Source organism: Rhodoferax sp. UBA5149, from assembly GCF_002413825.1.
Classification (GTDB): domain Bacteria; phylum Pseudomonadota; class Gammaproteobacteria; order Burkholderiales; family Burkholderiaceae_C; genus Rhodoferax.
Genome location: NZ_DHXT01000162.1, coordinates 14,802 through 34,200 on the forward strand (window position 1 = coordinate 14,802; position 19,399 = coordinate 34,200).

General features: G+C 60.7%; 17 protein-coding genes. 10 read left to right on the forward strand and 7 right to left on the reverse strand.

Annotated features, from left to right (window positions below; all coding sequences use genetic code 11):
- Positions 1–2: 2 nt before the first annotated feature.
- A complete protein-coding gene (locus tag B3V69_RS14825; protein WP_296447783.1) occupies positions 3–1,790 on the forward strand; it encodes a sensor domain-containing diguanylate cyclase in 1,788 nt (595 codons plus the stop codon).
- Here B3V69_RS14825 and B3V69_RS14830 read toward each other — a convergent pair.
- Together B3V69_RS14830 and B3V69_RS14835 are read right to left on the reverse strand one after the other, a co-directional pair.
- The gene (locus B3V69_RS14830; RefSeq protein WP_296447805.1) at positions 1,783–2,619 is read right to left on the reverse strand and encodes a MinD/ParA family protein; all 837 of its coding nucleotides are present in this window, start codon (positions 2,617–2,619) and stop codon (positions 1,783–1,785) included. The genes B3V69_RS14825 and B3V69_RS14830 overlap by 8 nt on opposite strands.
- A 2-nt stretch (positions 2,620–2,621) precedes the next feature.
- Complete coding sequence (locus B3V69_RS14835) at positions 2,622–3,416, reverse strand: GGDEF domain-containing protein (RefSeq protein WP_296447784.1); 795 nt, start codon at positions 3,414–3,416, stop codon at positions 2,622–2,624.
- 222 nt (positions 3,417–3,638) lie between these two features.
- Here B3V69_RS14835 and B3V69_RS14840 point away from each other — a divergent pair, with 222 nt between their 5' ends.
- Positions 3,639–4,133 (forward strand): thermonuclease family protein, encoded by a 495-nt coding sequence (locus B3V69_RS14840; protein ID WP_296447785.1) that lies wholly within the window; start codon positions 3,639–3,641, stop codon positions 4,131–4,133.
- A gap of 10 nt (positions 4,134–4,143) precedes the next feature.
- Here B3V69_RS14840 and B3V69_RS14845 read toward each other — a convergent pair whose 3' ends face one another.
- The 3 genes from B3V69_RS14845 to gpmA form a co-directional block, all read right to left on the reverse strand.
- Positions 4,144–4,896, reverse strand: coding sequence for a HesA/MoeB/ThiF family protein (locus tag B3V69_RS14845; RefSeq protein WP_296447786.1), 753 nt, complete (start codon positions 4,894–4,896; stop codon positions 4,144–4,146).
- Positions 4,897–4,904: 8 nt separating this feature from the next.
- Complete coding sequence (locus tag B3V69_RS14850) at positions 4,905–6,377, reverse strand: S41 family peptidase (RefSeq protein ID WP_296447787.1); 1,473 nt, start codon at positions 6,375–6,377, stop codon at positions 4,905–4,907.
- 67 nt (positions 6,378–6,444) lie between these two features.
- Positions 6,445–7,188, reverse strand: coding sequence for a 2,3-diphosphoglycerate-dependent phosphoglycerate mutase (gpmA, locus tag B3V69_RS14855; RefSeq protein WP_296447788.1), 744 nt, complete (start codon positions 7,186–7,188; stop codon positions 6,445–6,447).
- 105 nt (positions 7,189–7,293) lie between these two features.
- Between gpmA and B3V69_RS14860 the strand changes: the two genes are divergently transcribed.
- The 4 genes from B3V69_RS14860 to B3V69_RS14875 all read left to right on the forward strand — a co-directional run bounded on the left by B3V69_RS14860 (position 7,294) and on the right by B3V69_RS14875 (position 9,662).
- Complete coding sequence (locus B3V69_RS14860) at positions 7,294–7,701, forward strand: rhodanese-like domain-containing protein (RefSeq protein ID WP_296447789.1); 408 nt, start codon at positions 7,294–7,296, stop codon at positions 7,699–7,701.
- A 19-nt stretch (positions 7,702–7,720) separates the two neighbouring features.
- A complete protein-coding gene (gene grxC, locus B3V69_RS14865; protein ID WP_296447790.1) occupies positions 7,721–7,984 on the forward strand; it encodes a glutaredoxin 3 in 264 nt (87 codons plus the stop codon).
- Positions 7,985–8,125: 141 nt separating this feature from the next.
- A complete protein-coding gene (gene secB, locus B3V69_RS14870; protein ID WP_296447791.1) occupies positions 8,126–8,584 on the forward strand; it encodes a protein-export chaperone SecB in 459 nt (152 codons plus the stop codon).
- Between the two features lie 52 nt (positions 8,585–8,636).
- Positions 8,637–9,662 (forward strand): NAD(P)H-dependent glycerol-3-phosphate dehydrogenase, encoded by a 1,026-nt coding sequence (locus B3V69_RS14875; protein ID WP_296447792.1) that lies wholly within the window; start codon positions 8,637–8,639, stop codon positions 9,660–9,662.
- A 41-nt stretch (positions 9,663–9,703) separates the two neighbouring features.
- Here the strand turns inward: B3V69_RS14875 and cphA (B3V69_RS14880) are convergent, their stop codons facing one another.
- Entirely contained in the window at positions 9,704–12,280 is a 2,577-nt protein-coding gene (gene cphA, locus B3V69_RS14880) for a cyanophycin synthetase (RefSeq protein WP_296447793.1), read from the reverse strand.
- A gap of 3 nt (positions 12,281–12,283) precedes the next feature.
- Entirely contained in the window at positions 12,284–14,452 is a 2,169-nt protein-coding gene (gene cphA, locus B3V69_RS14885) for a cyanophycin synthetase (protein WP_296447794.1), read from the reverse strand.
- Between the two features lie 124 nt (positions 14,453–14,576).
- Here cphA (B3V69_RS14885) and B3V69_RS14890 point away from each other — a divergent pair, with 124 nt between their 5' ends.
- The 4 genes from B3V69_RS14890 to nadA form a co-directional block, all read left to right on the forward strand.
- Positions 14,577–16,877 (forward strand): ABC transporter ATP-binding protein, encoded by a 2,301-nt coding sequence (locus B3V69_RS14890; protein WP_296447795.1) that lies wholly within the window; start codon positions 14,577–14,579, stop codon positions 16,875–16,877.
- Complete coding sequence (locus B3V69_RS14895; RefSeq protein WP_296447796.1) at positions 16,874–17,362, forward strand: DUF1854 domain-containing protein; 489 nt, start codon at positions 16,874–16,876, stop codon at positions 17,360–17,362. Before B3V69_RS14890 ends, B3V69_RS14895 begins: the two co-directional genes overlap by 4 nt.
- 92 nt (positions 17,363–17,454) lie before the next feature.
- The gene (gene nadC, locus B3V69_RS14900; protein ID WP_296447797.1) at positions 17,455–18,327 is read left to right on the forward strand and encodes a carboxylating nicotinate-nucleotide diphosphorylase; all 873 of its coding nucleotides are present in this window, start codon (positions 17,455–17,457) and stop codon (positions 18,325–18,327) included.
- Positions 18,327–19,399, forward strand: a 1,073-nt coding sequence (gene nadA / locus B3V69_RS14905) for a quinolinate synthase NadA (protein ID WP_296447798.1), incomplete at its 3' end; no start/stop codon positions are given. The genes nadC and nadA, both read left to right, overlap by 1 nt.

Sequence of the window (19,399 nt, forward strand, 5' to 3'; positions counted from 1 at the left end):
GCATGAGCAGGTTTCGCCGCTACAGGTTGGTCGTCCTGGTCTTCTTGGCCGCGGGCATTGCAAGCGCTGGGCTGTGGCAACACGAACGACATAACGCAGAGTTGGACCGTCGCGCGAATCTGGACTTCAACCTGCGCGAGATCACCAGCAGCATTGAACAGCGCATGGCGTCGTATGAGCAGGTCATGCGGGGTGTTCAGGGTTTTTTTGCGGCGTCTGACCGGGTGGAACCGCCGGTTCTTCAAGCCTATGTCGAAGCCCTGCAACTGGGGGCTGATTTTGCGGGGCTGGAAGAGATTCGTGTCGTCGGGATCCCGGCGGCAGGGCGCCCGGATCCTTATGCTGATCCGGCCCGGCGAATGGCAATGGATGGTGCTCGCGACTCGGGCCGTCTGATGATGACTGGCAAGCTCAAACCGCCTTCCACAAACGGCAGCCTGTCACAAGTCAATTTCGTGATGTTTCTCCCCCTTTACCAAGGCGGTCGGCACCCCTCAACCCTGGCTGAGCGGCGCGCCAGCTTGCTTGGCTGGGTAATGGCACCGGTGCGGATGAACGACCTGATGGCCAGTCTTTATGGTCAGCGCGCGTCGGCCAGCGATATCAAGATTCATGACGGCGTGCAGATGTCGCTGGAGACGCTGATGTTTGATTCAACGCTTGGTGCGGGCGCCCACCCTGCTGCACCGCTTGAGCTGACTGAATATCTTGTGTTGGCGGGTCGTACCTGGGCCGTCACGGTGCGCTCGCGCGCCGACGCTGCGGTATCGTCTGGCAAGGACAGCTCGATCCTCATTGCACTGGGCGGTGCCGGTTTTACCCTGTTGCTGACGCTGCTCGCCTGGGTGCTGGTCACGGGACGCGTCCGTGCGATCACTGCGGCGACGGAGATGACCGCTGAACTCAGGGAAGTCAAGGAACGGTTTGAGTTGATTTTTGATACCAGCCCGGACGCTGTGGTGGTCAGCCGTTGGGTGGATGGTACTGTGGTTGATACCAACAACAGATTTACGGCGCTGACAGGTTTCGAGCGCGAAGATCTTCTGGGTCGGCGCGTGCCGGATATTCCCCTGTGGGCAGACCCTCATGAGCATCATAAATTTGTCAACGAAGTCAATGAAAAAGGGTTTTGCGAAAACTTCGAAGCAAATTTCTTGAAAAAAGATGGTACGGCACGTGTGGGTCTGATATCCGCCAAGAAATTTCTGATCCGCGATGTGCCCCACGTCATCAGCATCATGCGCGACATCAGCGAGCGCAAGGAGATCGAGCTGCGCATGACCCACATGGCGCAGCATGATCCGCTGACGGGCTTGCCCAACCGAGCTTTGTTCTATGACCGCTTGCAACAGGAATTAACGCATGCCAAGCGGGACAAGACGCGCCTGGCCTTGATGTTTCTTGACCTGGACCGCTTCAAGTCCGTCAATGACACCCTGGGCCATGCTGTGGGCGACTTGCTGCTCAAGGATGCGGCCTCGAGGATGATTGATTGCGTGAGGGCGTCAGATACCGTCGGTCGCATCGGAGGGGATGAGTTCGTCATCCTGCTGCCCGCGATCAATGACGACCAGGATGCCCTGCTGGTGGCACTGAAAATGCGCCATGCACTTGAACAACCGTTCACCTTGCCTGGAGGACATACGGTGCGCATATCCTGCAGCACCGGCATCGCCACCTCGCCTGACCATGGCGTAGATGAAATCGAATTATCCAAGAATGCAGACGCGGCCCTGTATCTGGCCAAAGACCGTGGGCGAAACCGGGTCGAGTTTTTCAACCCTACTTGATTTGCGCGATGACGGTGTCTTCCAGTTTGACCGCCAATTGGGATATCGCCAGGGCGGCCGGGCAACCGGGTATGGATTGCATCAGCAACTGGCGGCGCATCACGGCCTGCCGTACGGCGGGATCGGAAGGTATGTCTCCCATATGGATCAAGCGCAGTGGACGTCCCGGTTCGGTCTTCACAAAGCGGTCCAGCACCTGCTGCAATTGCGTCGTAATGGCCCGGCCATCTCCCAGACGCGCCGTCTGGTTGATCACCATGCGAATGTTTTGCCGCTTTTGCTGACCCACCAACACCTTGATGGTGGCATAGGCATCGGTCAGCGACGTCGGCTCGGGCGTGGCAACCACCAACACCTCCGAGGCCAGCGATACGGCGAACAGCACGACATCGGAAATGCCGGCACCGGTATCCAGTAAAACGATGTCGTAATGCGGTACCAGCCCATTCATGATGCGCAGGAAGTCGTCGCGAACCTCGGGCGTCAGGCGCGAATACTCGACCATGCCGGAGCCGGCCAGCAAGACTGAAAAACCGCCCGGTGCCCGCACGATGGCGTCTTCGAGTTTGGCTTTCCCGGTAAACACATCGTGCAGAGTCACCTTGGGGTACAAATTGAGTACCACATCCAGATTGGCCAATCCCAGGTCTGCGTCCAGCACCAGAACACGGTGGCCGCGCTTGGCCAGTGCCGCGGCCAGATTGGCCGAGACAAAGGTCTTGCCGACGCCCCCTTTGCCGCTGGTGACGGCGAGCACCTTGCCAAGTGGTTTGAGGGGCACTGAGATGGTGGCCCCATTGTCTTGTGGAGGATTCAGGACATCGCTCATCATTAGTTAAACCTATTCATTGCGCTGCCTGTTTCAGCACCCGACGGGTCGCTGGAAACACTTTCGATCCAGGCGGGGTCCCCCATCAAGAGGTGGCCGAACAACATACTCTTTTCTTCTGCGCTCACCGCGATCTCCGGCTGTTGGTCGATACACACGCGGTTACGTCCCTCGGACTTGGCGCGATAGAGCTGGATATCGGCTCGATCAGTCCACAAGGCCGCCGTCGAGCGAACCCATTCCGGCGCGTAGGCGCCGCCGATGCTGACCGTTACCTGGACACTGACCAGCGGTGCCACGGAAATGCACAGGGCACCTACTGTTTCACGGATTCGTTCGGCCACGATTTGCCCAAACGAGGCGGGGCAATTTGGCAGAATGGCGGCGAACTCCTCGCCACCGTAGCGCGCCACCGTGTCCATCGGCCGCACGCAGGTCGCCAGGCACCTGGCGATGGCCTGAATCACCTGGTCGCCGGCCAAGTGGCCGTAGCTGTCATTGATTTTCTTGAAATGGTCAATGTCCAGCATCAGCAGCAAAGCGGACTCGCCGGACCGGGCAACGGTGTCAATTTCGCGGCTCAAGACGCTGCGGAAATGACGTCGATTGGCCAACCCTGTGAGCGGGTCCTTGAGGGAAAGCTCGCACAGGTTGCCAATGATGCATTGCAGATAGGCGGTGGGGGAGTCTTGCGGATCGGGCAGGCTGTTCGTGGGGTCATGCTCCAGCAGGGCACGCGCCTCATCCAAACGCAAATCACGCAAATCGATCACCGAGGATGCAGTCGTAGAAGCCACAGAATACCTAGATATTTGACGAATCGAGTCTAACAGGAACGCTGTTGGCTGCCGATGAAAAAGCCATAGGTTTTCCCCGTACTAATCGCGTTGTGGGAGGCCTCCTGCCGCACTCGCAGTTGATGCATCGGCACGGTACATCAGCAAGGGGGTAGCGACCGTTCATGTATTGCGGTGACAATGGATTGCTCAAATCACGCACGCTTGCGCCATGAACGCCTTATGATTTTCAGATCTATTCTGTTTGCTATTATTTTAATAGCAAATAATGCCCATGCGACGAGGGTGTTTTCTGGAACGGTCTCCTATGTCACGGACGGCGACACGCTGTGGGTGCAGCCAGACACGGGGGGCTCGCCGCGCAAGCTGCGCATTGACGGCATCGACGCGCCCGAGGTCTGCCAGACCGGCGGCGAGGTTTCGCGTGCCGTGCTGGCGCAGCGGGCGCTGCACCAGCGTGTCGCGGTGACGGTTCGACGCAATGACATTTACGGACGGGGGCTGGCGCGCATCCAACTCGACGGCAACGATCTGGGGGCGCAGATGGTACGCGCGGGTCAAGCCTGGTCCTACCGCTGGCACCGCGAGCCGGGACCGTACGCGGCGGAGGAAGCGGCCGCATGGCAATCCCGTCAGGGGCTGTTTGCCGCCGGCCGGCCTGAGTTGCCGCGCGACTTTCGCAAGCGACACGGACCGTGCCATGTCGTGAGGCGATGAATCCGGCGAATCAGTGCGCGCCGCCGCAGACGGTACAAGTGGCTTGACGTCCGATGCGGACTTCGGTGAACTCCATGGAGCGGCCATCCAGCATCAGCAGACGGCCGGTCAGTGGGCGGCCGGCGCCGCTGAGCAGTTTGAGCGCCTCAGACGCCTGCATCGACCCGATGATGCCCACCAGCGGCGCGAAAACACCCATGGTGGCGCAGCGGGTTTCTTCAAACGTGGTGTCGGGCGGAAAAACGCAGGCATAACACGGGGAGCTGGCGTCGCGCGGGTCATAAACACAGACCTGACCATCAAAGCGGATGGCCGCGCCCGACACCAATGGTTTGCCGTGTTTCACGCAGGCGGCATTGATGGCGTGGCGCGTGGCAAAGTTGTCGCAACAGTCCAGCACGACGTCGGCCTGCGCCACCAGAGTGTCCAGCAGTACGGCATCGGCGCGCGCCACGATCGGGGTCACCCGCACTTCGGGGTTGATGGCGGCAATGGCGGTTTGGGCTGACAGGACCTTGGGCTGGCCCACACGGTCCATGGTGTGGATGATTTGCCGCTGCAAATTGGTCATGTCCACGCTGTCGTGGTCAACTACCGTGATGCGCCCGACGCCGGCAGAGCCGAGATAAAGGGCCACCGGCGACCCCAAACCACCGGCACCCACAATCAGCGCATGACTGACCAAAATTTTTTCTTGGCCTTCTATCCCGATTTCGTTGAGCAGGACATGGCGCGAGTAGCGCAGCAGCTGATCATCAATCATGTGGTTTTTTAGTTTACTTTCTTCTCTTCCTCGCGTTCAATCAAGGTCTTGCTGACCATGACGGGGCGACCCTTGAGCTGGTTGATGGCCTGGATTAGCTGGAAATCCTTGTCAGACCCGTACTCTGGAATCTTGCGCTCGGTCGGCGGTTTTTTGAGTTCTTCTTCCAGCCTTTTACGGGCATCTTCCCGTGCTTTTTCGCGGACTTCATCCTTCTTTTCTTCGCCTTGGCCACTGTTCAGGTGTTTTTCCAGGTCGGCCTCGCGGGTGCGCAGCGCCGCAAACAGGTTGCCTTCCTCGCTTTCGTCCACCATGACATCGGGCACGATGCCTTTGGCTTGAATGGATTTGCCGCTCGGCGTGTAGTAACGGCTGGTGGTGAGTTTCAGGCCCGCGGTCGGACAGTTGTCCATGCGGAATGACGGGTCGAGGCACACCGCGGTTTGCACGGAACCCTTGCCGAAGGTCTGATTGCCCAAAAGTTTGGCACGCTTGTAGTCTTGCAGCGCACCGGCCACGATTTCGCTGGCGGAAGCCGAGCCTTCATTGACCAGCACCACCAGGGGCACGCTTTTCAATGCGCCCTTGGTCACCTCATTGAGGTGCTTCAGGGGGTCGGTGCCGCCGCGGCGCTGGTAAAACTCGGGTGCTGCCTTGTAGGTGAACTTGCTCGCGGCCAGTTGGCCGTTGGCCGACACCACGGTGACGTTTTCTGGCAAAAATGCGGCTGATATCGCCACCGCCGCGTCCAGATAGCCGCCCGGATCGTTACGCAGGTCAAGCACCAAGCCCTTGAGTTTCGGCTCCTGCTTGTAGATCTCTTCGGCCTTGCGCGCAAAGTCTTCCACTGTGCGTTCCTGGAACTGGCTCAGGCGAATCCACGCGTAGCCCGGTTCAACCACCTTGCTGCGCACGGACTGGGTGCGAATTTCCTCACGCGTGATCGAGACCGGGAAGCTGCGGTTCTCGGACTTGCGCAAAATGGTGAGCAGCACTTTGGTATTGGGTTCACCGCGCATGCGCTTGACGCCTTCGCTGAGCGCCAGACCCTTGACCGGGGTGTCATCGATCTTGAGGATCAAATCATTGGGTTTGATGCCGGCCCGAAACGCGGGTGAACCTTCGATCGGCGACACGACCTTGATCAGACCATCTTCCTGCGAGATTTCGATGCCGACGCCGACAAATTTGCCGGTCGTGCCTTCGTTGAACTCCTTGAGCGCCTTTTTGTCGAGGTACTGCGAATGCGGATCGAGGCTGGACACCATGCCCACGATGGCATCGGTGATGAGTTTCTTATCGTCGACGGGCTCGACGTAGTTGCTTTTGACCATACCAAATACGGCGGCCAGCTGCTGCAACTCTTCGAGCGGCAGCGGCGCCAGCGTGCCGCGCGCCACGGTCTGGAGCGAAACAGTGGTCAAGGTGCCGGCCAAGACACCCAGAGAAACCCAGCCAGCAATTTTAAATTTTTGACGCATAAATACTCCTGTACCGATCCAATATACATGGTTGGACGGTTGGCATATGGGGTGGTTCCCTATTTACTCAAGCTTTACCTTGGGATGCCACGGCCGCAGCGGCTTTGGCAGCGGCCTCGGCGTCACCCAGGTAGTAATGGCGGATCGGTTTGAGCTCGTCGTCCAGCTCATACACCAGCGGAATGCCGTTGGGGATGTTCAGACCCACGATGTCATTGTCGGAAATATTGTCCAGGTATTTCACCAACGCCCGGATCGAGTTGCCGTGCGCCGCCACCACCACGCGCTTGCCTTTTTGAATCGCCGGCGCCAGGGCTTCGTTCCAGAACGGCATCACCCGCGCCACCGTGTCTTTCAGGCATTCGGTCAAGGGGACTTGGTCCGGCCGCAGCTTGGCGTAACGCAGGTCCCCGCGTTCGCAACGCGGGTCTGTCGCTTCCAGGGCAGGCGGCGGGGTGTCGTAGCTGCGACGCCACAACAGCACTTGGGCGTCGCCATATTGTTTGGCGACTTCGGCTTTGTTGAGCCCTTGCAAGGCGCCGTAATGGCGCTCGTTGAGCCGCCAACTGTTGACTACCGGCAACCAGGTGCGGTCCATCTCGTCCAGCACATGCCACAGGGTGCGGGTGGCGCGCTTGAGAACGCTGGTGTAGGCCACATCAAACTCAAAACCTTCGGCCCGCAGCAGGCGCCCGGCGTTTTTGGCTTGCTCAATGCCAGTGGGTGTCAGATCGACATCGGTCCAGCCGGTGAAGCGGTTATCAAGGTTCCAGGTGGATTCGCCGTGGCGGATGAGAACTAGTTTGTGCATGGTGTTTTTGAAGGGTCAGGCCGGGGCAAAACGAAGGTTGAATGCGCTGAGAACCCCTGCATTCTAAAATGCGAGGTTTACTGTCAGCTACTTACAAGGAAAAAAGTGAAATTTATTCTCGACAACTGGATGCTCATGGGCGTCGCGCTGGCCTCGGCCGGCTTGCTGTTTTGGCCGGTGCTCAAGGGCGCAACCGGGGGATCCTTGACGGCGGAAGGTGCCGTGCAGCTCATCAACCGCGAGAAAGCGGTGGTCATCGACGTGTGTGAAACCAATGAGTTCGCGGCCGGCCATGTGGGTGGCGCTAAAAATATTCCTCTGAATCAGCTCGAAGAAAAATTGCCCAATGCGGTGAAGAACAAGGCACTGCCCGTCATTCTGGTGTGCCAGACCGGCGCTCGCTCAGGCCGCGCGGTGGCAATCGCCAAAAAGCTGGGCTATGAGCAGGCTCAGTCTTTGGGCGGTGGCCTGGGCGCCTGGAAAACGGCCAACCTGCCGGTTGAAAAAGCCTGAATACCAAAAGAAAATACCTATGCAAGCCGTCAAAATGTACACCACCGCCGTCTGCCCCTACTGCATGCAAGCCAAGCAGATTCTCAAGGCCAAAGGCGTTGCCCAGATCGAAGAAATCCGTATCGACACCGATCCGGTTCAACGCATGAAAATGATGGAAATGACCGGGCGGCGCACCGTACCGCAAATATTTATTGGCCAGACGCATGTGGGTGGCTGTGATGACCTGGTGGCGCTGGACGGGCAGGGCGGCTTGACGCCATTGCTGAACGCCGCCACCTGACATAATCTCGCTCGACCCCGATCGTGTGCCCGCTCAAATAATTCCAGAGCGGACTTTGTTCTCAACAAAAACCTTGCGGGACCGAGCGCAGCTTGGCGCCTGGCCAAGCCCGCTCTGTCCTCAATTCATTAAGGAAATCCCATGTCCGACCAAGAAGCCCCCGTTTTCCAGATTCAGCGCGTTTACCTCAAAGAAGCGTCGCTGGAGCAACCCAACTCACCCGCCATCCTGCTGGAACAGGAATCCCCCACGGTGGACATCCAGCTGGGCGTGAACGCCGCGCCGGTGGCTGAAGGCATTTTCGAAGTCACCGTCACCGCGACGGTGCAGACCAAGATCAAGGACAAAACCGTGTTTCTGGTGGAAGCCACGCAAGCTGGTATTTTCGAGATTCGCAATTTGCCGCAAGACCAGATGAGCCAGATCATGGGCATCGCCTGCCCGCAAATCGTCTACCCCTACCTGCGCGGCAACGTGGCCGACCTGATTCAACGCGGCGGCTTTCCGCCCGTGCACCTGACGGAAATCAATTTTCAGGCGATGTTCGAGCAGCAGCAGGCCGCTGCCGCCGAGAATGCGCCGCGCATCGTCACCCAGTAAGGGATTTTAACTATTTAGCCCTCTAGCCCCCGAATTCAGGGCGTAACACGCTATGAAAATCGTAGTGCTTGGAGCCGGTGCCTGGGGCACGGCGCTGGCCGTCAGCGCGGGCAGCAACCCGCTGGCTGAGCACCGCGTGACACTGTGGGCGCGCGATGCCGACCAGGCGTCTGCCATGCAGGCGCAACGTGAAAATGTGCGTTACTTGCCCGGTATCACGCTGCCGCCTACCTTGAATGTCAGTTCGCTCGACCTGGCGGCGCCAGACCAGCTCGGCCACCTCGTCGCCGGGGCTGATCTGGTCATCGTGGCCACGCCGATGGCGGGCCTGCGCGCCACACTGGTTCGTCTAAGTACCTGCCGGATGCCGGTGGCCTGGTTGTGCAAGGGCTTTGAAGCCCCGACTTCAGAGCCTTTTGGGCTGCTAGCCCACGAAATACAAGCGCAAGTTGCTCCTGATTTAATAGCGGGTGTGCTCAGTGGCCCCAGCTTTGCGCTCGAAGTGGCGCGTGGCCAGCCGACCGCGCTGGTGGCCGCCAGTGGCCATGCGGCGGTGCGCGACGCGCTGGTGGCGGCTTTTCACAGCCCCACCGTGCGGGTCTACGCCAATGACGACATCGTCGGTGTGGAGGTGGGCGGCGCCGTCAAAAATGTGCTGGCCATTGCCACCGGCTTGTGTGACGGCCTGCATCTGGGCCTCAATGCCCGCGCGGCGCTGATTACCCGGGGCCTGGCCGAGATGACGCGTCTGGGCTTGGCCTTGGGTGCCAGGGCGGAAACCTTCATGGGGCTGAGTGGACTGGGCGATCTGGTGCTCACCGCCACGGGCGATTTGTCGCGCAACCGGCAGGTCGGTCTGGCGCTGGCCCGCGGCCAGACCCTGCAACAAGCGGTGGCGTCGCTGGGCCATGTGGCGGAGGGAGTTTATTGCGCCCGAACCGTGGTGCAGCGCGCACAGGGTCTGGGTATCGAGATGCCGATTGCACAGAGTGTGGTGGCCTTGCTGGACGGGCAGATCAAACCCGAGCAGGCGGTTGCAGCCCTCATGGGCCGCGATCCGGCGAACGAGCTAAACTGAGCATTGACTGACGCCGGCCTAGCACTTGCGCTCCACCGCGCTCAGTTCTTGTCCTTTTCAATCCGCGCCGCGATGTGGGCCAGCGCCTCGTCCACCTGATCCACCAGAATCAGGCACAAGTCGCCCTCGCACAACTTGTCCATGGCGGTGTCAATGGCGAGGAACTCACCCTGAATTTCATGGATGGACTTGGTGCGCCTGGCGTTGATGAGTCCAGCACGCAGCAATGCCAGCACCTCACCATCGGCGCGTCCTCGTTGGCACTGGTCCTGGTAGAGCACCACCTCGTCAAAGGCCTGACCCAGGATTTCGGTCTGCTGGCGGATGTCCTCATCGCGCCGGTCGCCGGCACCGCTGATCACCACCGAGCGGCGCCTGGCGGGCATGTTCTCCACCGCCCGGACCAGTGCCGCAATGGCATCCGGGTTGTGGCCGTAGTCGGCGATGACCGTGGCACCCCGGTAGCTGAACAGGTTGAAGCGGCCGAGTGCGTTGTCGCTGTCGTTCACAAAACTGGCCAGTCCTTGCTGCAAGGTGTCCCATTCCAGTCCCAAGCCCCAGGCCGCAGCCACCGCAGCCATGACGTTTTCCACCTGGAAGCCGATGCTGCCCTGATAGGTGATTGGCACGTCGGACAACGGCACCTTGTGCTTTAACTTGCCTTCGGCGGCGACCAGGCAACCATCTTCGACAAAGACAGCGCGGTGCCCCTGGGCCAAATGGGTGGCCATGACCGGATGGCTCCGGTCCGCGGCAAAAAAGGTGACTGATCCGCGGCAGTAGCCGGCCATGGCGGCCACGATAGGATCGGCCGCGTTGAGCACGGCCACACCTTCATCTGAGATGTTTTGCACGATCACACGCTTGAGCACGGCCAGATCCTCAACCGTCGTGATGTAGTTCAGGCCCAGATGGTCGCCGCTACCGACATTGGTGACCACCGCTACATCGCAACGGTCAAATGCCAGCCCTTCGCGCAACATGCCGCCGCGGGCGGTCTCAAGCACCGCCGCGTCCACGTCGGGGTGCTGCAGCACATTGCGCGCACTCTTGGGGCCGCTGCAGTCGCCGGTGTCGATGCGCTGGCCAGCAATGTAGACACCATCGGTATTGGTCATGCCCACGCGCAGGCTGCTCTGGGCCAGCAGGTGCGAGATCAGGCGCACGGTGGTGGTTTTGCCGTTGGTGCCGGTCACGGCCACCAGCGGAATACGGCCATTCTCATGCTCGCCAAACATGCTGGCGATGATGGCTTTGCCCACCGGGCGTCCCTTGCCGTAGGACGGCGAGAGGTGCATGCGCAGGCCCGGTGCGGCATTGACCTCGACCACGCCACCGCCCTGTTCTTCGAGCGGGTGCAGGATGCTGTCGCAGACCATGTCCACGCCGCAAATATCGAGCCCCACCATCTGCGCGGCTGCCACGGCGTGTGCCGCCACTTCGGGGTGGACGTCGTCGGTGACATCGGTGGCCGAGCCACCGGTGGACAGATTGGCGTTGCGGCGCAAGGTGACGCGTTGGCCCTTGGTTGGCACCGAGTCGGCTTGGAAGCCTTGGGAGATCAGGCAGGCCAAGGCAATATCGTCAAAGCGGATCTTGGTCAGCGAGGTGGCGTGTCCCGACCCACGGCGCGGATCCTTGTTGACCTGCTCCACCAGTTCGCGGATGGTGTGGCTGCCATCACCCACCACATGGGGCGGGTCACGACGCGCCGCTGCCACTAACTTGTTGCCGACTACCAGCAGGCGAAAGTCGTTGCCGGGAATGTAGCGCTCGACCAGGATTTCATCGTCGAATGCAGCGGCGGCCGCGTAAGCCGCCAGTAGCTGCTCACGCGAACTGATGTTGACCGTCACGCCTTTGCCCTGGTTACCCCCTTTGGGCTTGATCACGACGGGCAGGCCGACTTCACCGGCGGCGGTCCAGGCATCGTCGGGCGTCGCCACCTCGCGGCCGAGCGGGACTGGCACGCCGGCGGCCGCCAGCAATTTCTTGGTGAGTTGCTTGTCCTGGGCAATGGCTTCTGCAATGGCACTGGTGACGTCCATTTCAGCCGCCTGGATGCGGCGCTGGCGGCTGCCCCAGCCGAACATGATCATGCTGCCTTGCGTCATGCGGCGGTAGGGAATGTTGCGCGCGATCGCCGCCAGGGCGATGGCGCCGGTGCTCGGCCCCAGGCGCACATCCTCGTCGAGCTCGCGCAGCTGCTCCAGCGATTTCTCCAGGTCGAAGGGGGTATCGTTTTGTGCTGCCAGGCACAGGGATTCGGCCAGCTCCAGTGCCAGACGGCCGACGGCTTCCTCTGAATACGCCACCACGACTTGGTAGACGGTGGGGTCGAGGGTGGCCGTCGTTCGGCTGAAGGTGACCGGACAGCCGGCTTGGGCCTGCAGGTCCAGCGCAGCCAGTTCGAGTACATGCGCCATGGGCACCGTGTCATCGTGTCCGGTTGGCTGCAGCGGGCTGAGTTCCGGGAAGCGTGCGCGCAGACGACCCTCGAAACCGTCGCGTGTGCGCAGCGCGCACTCCTCAGGTGTGCAGGTCACGACCGCCTCAATGGCGGTGTGATTGCTCCAGAGGTTGGGGCCGCGGAGGGCCCGGATGCGTGAGATGTCCATAAGTTATTGGTTTTTCTTGGGGTCTGACTCAAAAGTGCGCAGGCCAGCAACGATCAGTTCGGGAGTGACGCCCAAGGCCCATGCGGCGGCCATGGCCGCCATCACCATGTCAGGTTTCTCAGCCTTGGTCGGTTTCATGGAGGCAAGAGGTATCAACGCCACTTCTTCCAGGCCCAGGGCTAGCACGATCTGCCTGTCGCGCACGAAGAGCACACGCTCGCCACAGGCTCGGTGCGTGGTGAGGGCTTCAAGCTGGGGATCCTGGGCGTAAAAAATCACCTTGCCATCACACAGGGGTGCCATCTCCACCACCTGGGGGTCGGCGGCGTTGAGCACGGCAGTACCATGCGGCAAGATCACATCGATCTGCGTGCGCACCACGTTGTAAAGCCTGTCCTCGTCATCAATGTAGAACTCGGTCAGGGCTTCAAAGCCGCTGACATCCGTCACCACACCGACCGTGCACTTGTCATAGGCCAGGCCTTCACTCAGAATCATGCGGCTGCTGTTTTCATACACCGCGGCATCCACCGTGCGGTTGATGAGCAGGCGCTGTCCGGCGTCCCAGTTGACGCAGTCCTTCGCCTCGACCTGCCGGGCGCCAAGGAAGAAGCCATCCTTGCAGGCCAGACCGACATGCTTGCCGCTGATGTGGAGCAACCAGGCGATCAGGCGTGCAATGCGCGTGCTGTCCTGGGTGCCGGTGACGCCGACCACGGGAATGCGGCCGTTTTTATCGGCGCCGAACAGGTGTTCGATGATGGCCTTGCCAACCGGACGTGGCTGCCCGGTCGCCGGCTTGAGATGGGCCAGCAGGCCGGGACTGGCATTGACTTCGACCACGGCGCCGCGCTGTTCCGCCAGGGGGCGGCTGATGTCCTCCAGCACCATGTCAACACCGGCAATATCAAGACCGACGACGCGTGCGGCCAAGGCCGCTGCGGCGGCAACGCTGGGATGGATGTGGTCGGACACATCAAAGGCGACGTTGCCATTGCGCTGAATCAGCACCTTTTCGCCATTGGTGGGCACGGCGTAGGCGGTGAAGCCCTGGCGCTCCATCTCAAGAATGATTTCTGCTGCCTCATGCGGGCGCAAGCTGTTCAGTGGCGCGTCCTCACCCTCGCCGCGTCGCGGGTCGGTATTGATCTGACTGTCGACCAGTTCAATGATGTTGGACTGGCCATCGCCCGTGACCCAGGCGGTTTCGCCGCGCGCTGCTGCCACGACGCGTTTGCCGACCACCAGAAGCCGATGTTCGTTCCCGGCAATGAATTGCTCGACGATGACGCTGCCGCCTCCCTTGCGTCGGGCCAGCAAAAAAGCGGCTTCGATATCTTTGCGGGATGTCAGATCCAGCGAGACACCACGCCCATGGTTGCCGTCATACGGCTTGAGCACGACCGGCAGTCCGATGTCTTGGGCGGCTTCCCAGGCCTCTTCTGCGGTTTTGACCAGTTGCCCTTGTGGCACCGGCACGCCACACGACTGCAGCAGGGACTTGGTCAAATTCTTGTCGCTGGCAATTTCTTCGGCAATGGCACTGGTCTGATCGGTTTCTGCCGTCCAGATCCGGCGTTGGCTGGCGCCATGGCCGAGTTGCACCAGATTGCTGTCGGTCAGGCGGATATGGGGGATGCCGCGCGCGGTGGCGGCTTCGACGATATGCGCGGTGCTGGGCCCGAGGCACAGCGAATCGACCATGTCGCGCAGTTTGGCCACCGTGGCCGTCACGTCATACGAATGATTCTCGATGGCGGCCATCACGAGATCCCGGCCTGCTTCTAGCGCAGCACGGCCGACTTGTTCTTGCCGCGTCCGAAAGGCCAGCTTGTATACGCCCCGCACCGAAGTCTGCCGGGTCTTGCCAAAGCCGGTGCGCATGCCAGCCAAATTTTGCAGTTCCAGCACCACGTGTTCAAGAATATGCCCGGCCCAGGTGCCCTCGCGCAGGCGCTCCAAAAAGCCGCCAGGTTCACCGACGCCACAGCGGTGTTCTACCAGGGCGGGCAGCAGCGCGGTCAAACGCTCATAAAATCCGGGGAGGGTGTTGGAAGGATAGTCTTCCAGTACGCCGATATCGACCCAGGCTTCGATCACCGGACGGTAAGTCCAGATATTGGGGCCGCGCAGATGGGTAACCCGTAGCAATTGAATGTTCTTCGTCGTCATGAATCTAAATACTTGGGGTAGTTCAAAAAATCGGCGTCAAGCGTAATCTCGTTGAGTCTATTGCAGTTCGCAATCGACCCTGGTCCGGCTTACCACCGTCCACCCGCAGAATCATCTGGCCTAAATGACAAACGAAATCCCTGCTTCAGATACATTGTTAAACGAAATCCCGGCTGATTGGCGCTCGGAGGTCCGAGCTCAGCTCCAAACAGCAGAAAACGTTTTAGCCACGCTGGAGGTTGACCTCGATACCCAACTTCGTTTTGTCAAAGGCTTGGTGCTCGTCACCAACCAGCGTCTGTTAAGTCGCGCGCCGGATGCGACTTGGCGCGTCTGGCCCTACCGGCCGGGTCTGACGCTCAAGCACCATGACCATGCCGGGGTCGGTCATCTGGAGCTGATGGATGCGCAGGGCTTGCTGGCGACCTGGCGCTTCACCCTCGGGCGCAATCTGCAGGCGATTCGGCTGCTCGATCAATTCCAGCTTCAGGTGCAAAGCCACGTCAGCGGTCAACCGGTGGCCCTGCCGGAAGGTCGGCGCTGTCCGAGTTGCAAGGCGCCGCTGGAACCCGATCAGGATGAGTGCCCGATTTGCACCAAAGTCATCCACACCCCGCCGTCAACCTGGACGCTGCTGCGGCTGTGGCGCTTTGCCAAGCCCTACCGCGGCCAGCTGCTGGCGGGTTTTGTGCTGACGCTCTTAGGCACGGCGGCCAGTCTGGTGCCGCCCTATCTGGCCATGCCCTTGATGGACGAGGTGCTGATTCCGTTTCAAAACGGCCAGCACATTGATCCCATGCTGGTCGCGCTGTATCTGTCGGGCCTGTTTGGTGCGGCGCTGCTGGCCTGGGGCTTGTCCTGGGCCAAGACCTACATCCTGGCGCTGGTATCCGAGCGCATCGGCGCCGACCTGCGCACCACCACCTACGAGCACCTGCTGCGCATGTCGCTGGAGTATTTTGGCGGCAAGCGCACCGGCGATCTGATGTCACGCATTGGCAGCGAGAGTGACCGGATTTGCGTGTTCCTGTCGTTGCACCTGCTTGACTTTGCCTCCGACATCCTGATGCTGTTGATGACGGCGATCATTCTGTTCTCCATCAACCCCTGGCTGGCGCTGGTCACGCTGGTGCCGTTGCCTTTCATCGTCTGGATGATTCATGCCGTGCGCTTCCGGCTACAAACCGGGTTCGAGAAGATTGACCGGGTCTGGTCCGAAGTCACCAGCGTGCTGGCCGACACCATTCCCGGTGTGCGCGTGGTGAAGGCGTTTGCCCAGGAAAACCGCGAGGTGGCGCGTTTTCGGGAGGCGAATAAACACAATCTGGCGGTGAATGACAAGATCAACAAGATCTGGTCCCTGTTCTCGCCCAGTGTCTCCTTGCTCACCGAGCTGGGGCTGCTGGTGGTGTGGGCATTTGGCATCTGGCTGGTGTCCAGGGCCGACATCACGGTCGGCGTGCTGATGGCCTTCATTGCCTACATCAGCCGTTTCTACGGTCGGCTTGATTCGATGAGCCGCATCGTGTCGGTGACCGAAAAGTCGGCGTCGGCCGCCAAACGCATTTTTGACATTCTGGACCATGTCTCCAGCGTGCCGGAACCGACGCAGCCGGTGAAGCTGGACCGCGTTGAAGGCCGTATCGAACTGTCGGAGGTGAGTTTTCGCTACGGCAACCGTGAAGTCAACAAGGGCATCAATCTGGTCATTGAGCCGGGCGAGATGATCGGCCTGGTCGGCCACAGCGGCTCCGGCAAGAGCACGCTGGTGAACCTGATCTGCCGCTTTTACGATGTGTCGGAAGGCTCGATCCGGGTCGACGGCGTCGATGTGCGCTCCTTTCCCATCGCCGACTTTCGCCGCAACATCGGGCTGGTGCTGCAGGAGCCGTTTCTCTTTTTCGGCACCATTGCCGACAATATTGCCTATGGCAAACCGCACGCCACGCAGGCCGAGATCATTGCAGCGGCCCGTGCCGCGCACGCGCATGAATTCATCCTGCGCCTGCCGCAGGGCTACGATTCGATGGTGGGGGAACGCGGCCAGGGCTTGTCCGGCGGTGAGCGCCAGCGCATCTCGATTGCGCGCGCCCTGTTGATTGACCCGCGCATCCTGATCCTGGACGAAGCGACCTCGTCGGTCGACTCCGAGACCGAGAAGGAAATCCAGAAGGCGCTGGAGAATCTGGTGCAAGGGCGCACCACCATCGCCATTGCCCACCGCCTGTCCACCCTGCACCGCGCCAACCGGCTGGTGGTGCTGGACCGGGGCCACATCGTGGAGGTGGGCACGCACGATGCATTGATGGCGGCCGAGGGGGCGTATTTCAACCTGTATCAGGCGCAGGCGCGCAATGTGGACGTTGACATGGACGACGATAGAAGACGCAATGTCAGGGTCGATAACGTGAAAGACGACAAATGAACACCAGCACAGCCATGGCCACCCCCCATTTTCAGCTAAGCCGCAATGCGTTCGGACGGCTTGTCCTGACCACGACCGAGGGCGAGGTTTTTGAAGGCGTGGTGCCGGTACGGGCCTTCCCCATCCAGTCGCCGGAGGACGGCATTGGCATGGTGCATACCGATGGCCACGAAGTGGCGTGGATTGACCGCCTGTCGGCGGTGCCTGCCCCGGTCCAGCAGCTGATCCGGGAAGAATTGGAAACGCGGGAGTTCATGCCCGAAATTCTGACCATTGCCAGTGTCACCAGCTTTTCCACGCCCTGCACCTGGCGCGTTTTGACCGACCGGGGTGAAACCCGTTTTGTCCTGCGCGGCGGGGAGGACATTCGTCGTGTCGGGCCGACCATTCTGCTGGTGACGGACTCGCACGGCATCCAGTTCCTGATTCGGGACCGCGCGAACCTGAATAAAGAGAGTCAAAAAATTCTGGATCGATTTTTATAAGAAATCGGCCTCTAGCCCCGGCGGCCTCAAAAGTGAAGTGCAACACACCTTTAAATTACCCCTTCTGAATGAATGCTACTAAGCTTCTCACCATGACCTCATTTTTTGATTTTTCCGCCACCGCTGTGGCTGAGTTGGCCCGCGTGGATGCGGCCCGTGCCCTGCAGGAAGATGTGGGATCAGGTGACCTGACCGCGGGCCTGATTGACCCGGCTCGCCGCGCCCGGGCCCATGTGCTGGCGCGCGAAGCCGCGGTCATTTGCGGCATTCCTTGGGCACAGGCTGCGCTGCAACAAGTGGACCCGGAGGTGCGCCTCACTTGGCGGGTGCAGGAAGGCCAGCGTTGCGCGCCGGACCAAGTCGTGCTGGAAATGGAAGGCTCGGCCCGTGCCCTGCTGACGGCGGAGCGTACCGCCCTCAATTTTCTGCAACTGCTCAGCGCCGTCGCTAGCAAAACCGCCAGTTTTGTGGATGCCGTGCAGAGCGTGCCCGGCAACCGGGCGCAGATCGTAGACACGCGCAAGACGCTGCCCGGACTGCGCCTGGCGCAGAAATACGCGGTGCGTACCGGCGGTGGCACCAACCACCGTATTGGCTTGTACGACGCCGTCCTGATCAAGGAAAACCACATTGCCGCCGCAGGGGGGGTCACGGCCGTGCTGGCGCGCGCCGCCCTGGTGGCACCCAGCGCCAAGTTCGTCGAGATTGAGGTGGAAACCCTGTCCCAACTGGCCGAAGCCTTGAACGCCGGTGCCACGATGGTGTTGCTTGACAACATGAATCTGGTCATGCTGGTTGATGCGGTGCAACTCAATGCCGGGCGGGCGATTCTGGAAGTGTCGGGCGGCGTGAACCTGTCCACGGTGCGCGATATTGCCGCCACCGGGGTGGACCGCATTTCGATCGGTGCCCTGACCAAAGACGTCCAGGCGGTTGACTTTTCCATGCGTTTTGAGGATTTTTGATGAGTACCATTTCTAATGCCGTGATGGATGTCGAATACGAACAGCCGCTACAGGACGCTGCGGCCAGCGTCCCTATTTGCGCGACCAAACATGCGTGGGCCCGTGTGCCGATGGAGCCTGGCCCGGCCGAGCGCACTGCGCTGAAAGACAAAATCCGCCGCCTGCTCAAAGAGCGCAATGCGGTGATGGTGTCGCACTACTACGTGCACCCGGATTTACAGGACCTGGCTGAAGAAACCGGTGGCATCGTCAGCGATTCGCTGGAAATGGCCCGCTTTGGCCGCGACCATCCCGCGACCACACTGGTGGTGTCGGGGGTGCGATTCATGGGTGAAACCTCCAAAATCCTGTCGCCTGAGAAGCGCGTCTTGATGCCGGACCTGGACGCCACGTGTTCGCTCGACCTGGGTTGCCCGATAGACGACTTCAGCGCCTTCTGCGATGCCCACCCGGACCGCACCGTGGTGGTCTACGCCAACACCAGTGCGGCGGTGAAGGCTCGCTCCGATTGGCTGGTGACCTCCAGCTGTGCGCTGGACATTGTGCGGGCGCTGAAAGACAAGGGCCACAAGATTTTGTGGGCGCCCGATAGGCATCTGGGCAGCTACATCCAGCGCGAGACCGGTGCCGACATGGTGATGTGGGGCGGCTCCTGCATCGTGCATGACGAGTTCAAGGCGTTTGAGTTGGCAGCGCTAATGAAGGAGCACCCCGGCGCCAAAGTGCTGGTGCACCCCGAATCGCCGGCCGATGTGATTGCGCTGGCGGATGCGGTCGGTTCCACCTCGGGCATTTTGAAGGCGGCGCATGAGATGAACGCCAAAGAATTCATCGTGGCCACCGACAACGGCATGATGCACAAGCTGCGCAGCCTCAATCCCGGCAAGTTGTTTATCGAAGCGCCCACGGCCGGTAACAGCGCCACCTGCAAGAGCTGCGCCCATTGCCCGTGGATGGCCATGAACAGTCTGGCGGGGCTGGCCCATGTGCTGGAAACCGGGACCAATGAAATTCACGTCGATCCTGCCTTGGGCGTGCGTGCCCGGCTGCCGATTGACCGGATGCTGGCGTT

What these genes read in the sequence shown, in the direction of transcription:
- B3V69_RS14845 (WP_296447786.1), bottom strand. Translation starts at nt 4,896, where the DNA reads ATGATTGATGATCAGCTGCTGCGCTACTCGCGCCATGTCCTGCTCAAC.
- B3V69_RS14830 (WP_296447805.1), bottom strand. Translation starts at nt 2,619, where the DNA reads ATGAGCGATGTCCTGAATCCTCCACAAGACAATGGGGCCACCATCTCA.
- secB (WP_296447791.1), top strand. Translation starts at nt 8,126, where the DNA reads ATGTCCGACCAAGAAGCCCCCGTTTTCCAGATTCAGCGCGTTTACCTC.
- B3V69_RS14875 (WP_296447792.1), top strand. Translation starts at nt 8,637, where the DNA reads ATGAAAATCGTAGTGCTTGGAGCCGGTGCCTGGGGCACGGCGCTGGCC.
- grxC (WP_296447790.1), top strand. Translation starts at nt 7,721, where the DNA reads ATGCAAGCCGTCAAAATGTACACCACCGCCGTCTGCCCCTACTGCATG.
- B3V69_RS14895 (WP_296447796.1), top strand. Translation starts at nt 16,874, where the DNA reads ATGAACACCAGCACAGCCATGGCCACCCCCCATTTTCAGCTAAGCCGC.
- B3V69_RS14890 (WP_296447795.1), top strand. Translation starts at nt 14,577, where the DNA reads ATGACAAACGAAATCCCTGCTTCAGATACATTGTTAAACGAAATCCCG.
- B3V69_RS14825 (WP_296447783.1), top strand. Translation starts at nt 3, where the DNA reads ATGAGCAGGTTTCGCCGCTACAGGTTGGTCGTCCTGGTCTTCTTGGCC.
- B3V69_RS14850 (WP_296447787.1), bottom strand. Translation starts at nt 6,377, where the DNA reads ATGCGTCAAAAATTTAAAATTGCTGGCTGGGTTTCTCTGGGTGTCTTG.
- B3V69_RS14840 (WP_296447785.1), top strand. Translation starts at nt 3,639, where the DNA reads ATGATTTTCAGATCTATTCTGTTTGCTATTATTTTAATAGCAAATAAT.
- gpmA (WP_296447788.1), bottom strand. Translation starts at nt 7,188, where the DNA reads ATGCACAAACTAGTTCTCATCCGCCACGGCGAATCCACCTGGAACCTT.
- cphA (WP_296447794.1), bottom strand. Translation starts at nt 14,452, where the DNA reads ATGACGACGAAGAACATTCAATTGCTACGGGTTACCCATCTGCGCGGC.
- cphA (WP_296447793.1), bottom strand. Translation starts at nt 12,280, where the DNA reads ATGGACATCTCACGCATCCGGGCCCTCCGCGGCCCCAACCTCTGGAGC.
- nadC (WP_296447797.1), top strand. Translation starts at nt 17,455, where the DNA reads ATGACCTCATTTTTTGATTTTTCCGCCACCGCTGTGGCTGAGTTGGCC.